This window comes from Desulfovibrio sp. (assembly GCF_035644575.1).
In the GTDB taxonomy this organism is placed as follows: Bacteria; Desulfobacterota; Desulfovibrionia; order Desulfovibrionales; family Desulfovibrionaceae; genus Desulfovibrio.
In genome coordinates, this window is the sequence record NZ_DASQOG010000031.1 from 1 (window position 1) to 3,804 (window position 3,804).

At 60.9% G+C, this 3,804-nt stretch carries 5 protein-coding genes; 1 reads left to right on the forward strand and 4 read right to left on the reverse strand.

The window, feature by feature from the left end:
* From VEZ52_RS01300 to VEZ52_RS01315, 4 genes are all read right to left on the reverse strand, one after another.
* A partial coding sequence (locus VEZ52_RS01300) for an aspartate kinase (RefSeq protein WP_324835201.1) occupies positions 1-848 on the reverse strand: 848 nt, incomplete at its 3' end.
* A gap of 61 nt (positions 849-909) precedes the next feature.
* Entirely contained in the window at positions 910-1,401 is a 492-nt protein-coding gene (locus VEZ52_RS01305) for a tRNA (adenosine(37)-N6)-threonylcarbamoyltransferase complex ATPase subunit type 1 TsaE (protein WP_324835202.1), read from the reverse strand.
* Complete coding sequence (locus VEZ52_RS01310; RefSeq protein ID WP_324835203.1) at positions 1,389-3,056, reverse strand: NAD(P)H-hydrate dehydratase; 1,668 nt, start codon at positions 3,054-3,056, stop codon at positions 1,389-1,391. The genes VEZ52_RS01305 and VEZ52_RS01310 overlap by 13 nt, the downstream gene beginning before the upstream one ends.
* 2 nt (positions 3,057-3,058) lie before the next feature.
* Complete coding sequence (locus tag VEZ52_RS01315; protein ID WP_297144511.1) at positions 3,059-3,430, reverse strand: holo-[acyl-carrier-protein] synthase; 372 nt, start codon at positions 3,428-3,430, stop codon at positions 3,059-3,061.
* A gap of 164 nt (positions 3,431-3,594) precedes the next feature.
* Between VEZ52_RS01315 and VEZ52_RS01320 the strand changes: the two genes are divergently transcribed.
* Positions 3,595-3,804: NAD-binding protein (locus VEZ52_RS01320; protein ID WP_324835204.1), on the forward strand; the 210-nt coding region annotated here is incomplete at its 3' end.

Consider the following 3,804-nt stretch of genomic DNA (forward strand, 5'->3'; position numbering starts at 1 on the left):
AGAGGGCCAAACACCGCCGCAGCCGTACCGGGCACGTCGGGAAGGTCGCGCAGGGTCACGCGGGCCTGATCTTTGTCATATGCAATGCCGGAAACGAGTACGGCTTCCATGGTGGAGTCCTCCTGAGTGACAAGCGTGCCTGGATCATCGCTGAACGTGGAGCGCACGCGCACGGGAACCTTATATTTTTTGGCAAATTCTACCGAGCGGATATGCAGCACCTTGGCCCCCATGCTTGCCATTTCAAGCATTTCCTCATAGGCAACGCGGTCCATTTTACGGGCCGTGGAGCAGATGTTGGGGTCGGTGGTGTAAACGCCGTCAACGTCGGTGTAAATGTCGCATTCTACAGAGCCGAGGGAGGCGGCCAGCGCCACCGCCGAGGTGTCCGAACCGCCGCGCCCGAGCGTGGTGATGCGGCCATCTTCGGTGCAACCCTGAAACCCGGCGACCACAAGCACATCGTAGTCGTTGAGGTATTTGCGCAGGGAATTGCTGTCGATGGAGCGAATGCGCGCACGGCCAAAATCGTTGTCCGTGGTGATGGGAATCTGCCAGCCGAGCAGCGAGCGGGCGCGGATGCCCGCGTCCTTGAGCAGCATGGTGAACAGGCTGATGGAAACCTGTTCGCCAGTGGAAACGAGCGAATCAACTTCCGCGCGGTCAGGCGTGGAAGACCATTCATCAGCAAGGGCAAGCAGCTTGTTGGTGTCGCCAGCCCGCGCCGAAAGCACCGCAATGACCTTATACCCCTTGGCAAGGCCTCCCAGCACTTTCTCGCGTACCTGCTTCATGCACTCCAGCTTGGCAACGGAAGTGCCGCCAAATTTCTGGACCAGAATTTTCATGCCTGTATCCATTGTCCTCAATCCTTGATGGGTACAACAGGTCAGCCCACCCCGGAACTGGTTACCCGTGGTCAGGACTGTCCACAGGCCAATTTCGGCGCAGGTGGCGCAAAAGCTCAGCGGCAATAGGGCCGTGAGCTTGCAGCGTCAGTAGGCGACTTTCTTCGCACGGTTGCAACGAGATGTCCAGATAATCTTGCGGCATTTCCGCCTCGGGCAGGTACTCCGACCATTCCAGCACAGACAGGATTTGCGGATTGTCCAGACCTTCTGCAATTTCATCGGGCAGGCTGCCGGGGCTGCGATATAGATCGCTGTGTATAATAGGCGGCTGGGTGGGGTAGTAGTTGCAGAGCGTGAACGATGGGCTGCCCACCTCGGCCTGATCCCCGCCGGGCATGGCCTCCACAAGGGAGCGGGTGAGCGTGGTTTTGCCGCTGCCAAGCGGGCCGCGCAGCAACAATGCCGCAATGCCGCAGGTAGCGACAGCCTCGGCAAGCATATGCCCAAGGCGGTTGGTATCAGAAAGATTACGCAGGATTATCTGGGCCATGGCAGAATGTCGTCCTTTGATTCGCTGGCTGCCATGCAGGCAGAGAGGGCTTGCGGCAATGCATCCGCCACTGCCGAGGGCGTATTGCCCCTGAGGGGCCATTGTTCGGCAAGGCTTTTGCCCGCGAGGGCGTGCAGGGCCGCTGCCTGCCCGGCCAGCATGTGGGATGGGGTAAAGGGCAGATTTGCGGTATTGTTGTGCACTTGCGTTTGCTCTTTTGCGGTCTGCATGCCGGGCAGCATTCTGGCAAGCAGCCCGCCAGCGCAGCCCGCCAGCACATCTCCCGAACCGCCCACCGCAAGCTGCGGCACATCGTAGGGGCAGAGTAGTGTTGGCGCGTCAGCCTGCCCTATGAGGCTTGCCGCGCCTTTAAGAATAATCACGCCACGGCAGAGGCCGCGCAGGCGTCCAAGCGCGTCTTGCCGGTCGGCCTGAACATCTGCTGCGGAACAGCCCAGCAGGGTTGCCGCTTCGCCGGGGTGGGGCGTCAGAATATCATCTGCGGTTATGCGGTCGAGCAGGTCTTGCCGCCCGGCCAGCAGCACCAGGGCATCGGCGTCAAATACCGTGGGCGGCCTGTGGGGCAGCGCCAGCAAGGCTTCAATAAATGCCTTGGCGTCCTGCCCCCGGCCCATGCCGGGGCCGACCACAAGGGCGGCGCAGCGTTGGGCCAGTTCCACAAAATTTTGCGGCAGGCGGGCGGGCCAGAGGCGCTCGTTCTCTCCCTGTGGAAGGGTCATTATTTCGGGCCAGCCGTTCTTGATATCCGCAATGCCAGCACCGGGCGCGGCGGCGGTTACAAGGCCAGCGCCCGCGCGCAGGGCAGCTCGGGCGGCAAGATGCGCTGCTCCGCCAAGGCCGGGCGCGCCCCCAATCACCAGCACATGCCCGTAGGAATTTTTGAAGCCTCCGGGCTGTATCGCCGCAAGCGGGGCGAGGCAATGCCCGTCAGCAACGTAAAAAGAGCAGGGGGCCATGCGTCGTGCGGCAAGGGGAATGCCAATGCTGCGCACGTGCAGCGCGCCTGTCCAGGGGTGTGCCTCGGGCAGGGCCAGCCCCGGCTTGGCAGCCGCAAAGCTGACCGTGGCAGTGGCGCGCACAGCCTCCGGCATGGGCTGCCCGGTGCGTCCGCCGAGGCCAGATGGAATATCCAGCGCCAGCACAAAGGAACGGCTTTGCAGGGAGTTGACCGCGCGTACAAGTTCCAGCGCATCTGGTCGCAGCTGACCGCTGAAGCCTGTACCCAGCAGGCCATCCACAAGAATATGGGGTAGCTCCGCCCTCTGGAAGACCGCCTGGCGGCAGCGCTCAAAGGCAACGCCTGCGGCTCTGGCAATGCGCACATGCTTGCCGCAGGCTCCCTTGCATGCGGCAAGAGGCCGCGTGTGCAGCACCAGCGGTTCCGCGCCCGCATCCAGCAAATGCCGCGCAAGGCAGGCGGCATCGCCGCCGTTGTTGCCGCTGCCCATAAGCAGCCAGACGCGCAGACCCGTCAGCCGTGGCTGATATTCGTGCAGAACGTCAAAGGCCGCTCTGGCGGCATTTTCCATCAGCAGTTCTTCAGGCAGGCCAAGGGCCATGGCTTCCGCATCCCACTGGCGCATTTCTGCAGGCAGGGGAAGGGGAGGGAACAGGTCGTCAAATGAAGTGGGCATGTTTATGCCTCCAGCACCACAACCGCCACGGCGGCATTGCGGTCATGACTTATGGAAATGTGGGCGGCGCGCATGCCCAGGGCTTCGGCCCGCGCAAGCGCCGGGCCGTGCAAATGGAGTTGGGGTTGCCCCGCAGGGCCGCGCAGCACCTCAATATGGTGAGGGCCAATCCCCTCGTTAAAGCCAGTGCCGAGCGCCTTGACCGCAGCCTCTTTGGCGGCAAACCGACCGGAAATGTAGGCAATGGGATTCTCCGGCACGAGTTTCAGTTCATCGGGGGTAAGGATCTTTTGCAAAAAGCGCTCTCCAAACCTGTCGTAACTTGCCTTAATGCGTGCCAGTTCCGTAATGTCAGTCCCAATGCCTACGATCATCAGTTATCCACCATATGCAGTACGGGCAAAATGTACTGCAAATAGGGCTGTTGCCCATTTAAAAAAATTAGCGTATTGCTTGCCTTTCAACCTAAACTATTCTGACCCGTTCCCCGCTGTAACGTCAAGCGCGCTGGCTGTGGGAACGTACGGAGAAATTTTGTATGAAGTTGTGCATTATCGGGACCGGCTATGTTGGCTTGGTCAGCGCCGCGTGCTTTGCTGAAATGGGTAATACCGTGACCTGCGTGGATGTTAACCCGGCTGTGGTGGAAAAGCTCAATGCCGGTTCCGTGCATATTTTTGAACCCGGTCTTGAACCCATGGTTCGCCACAGCCGCACTGATGGCCGCCTCAAGTTTACTACCCGTCTT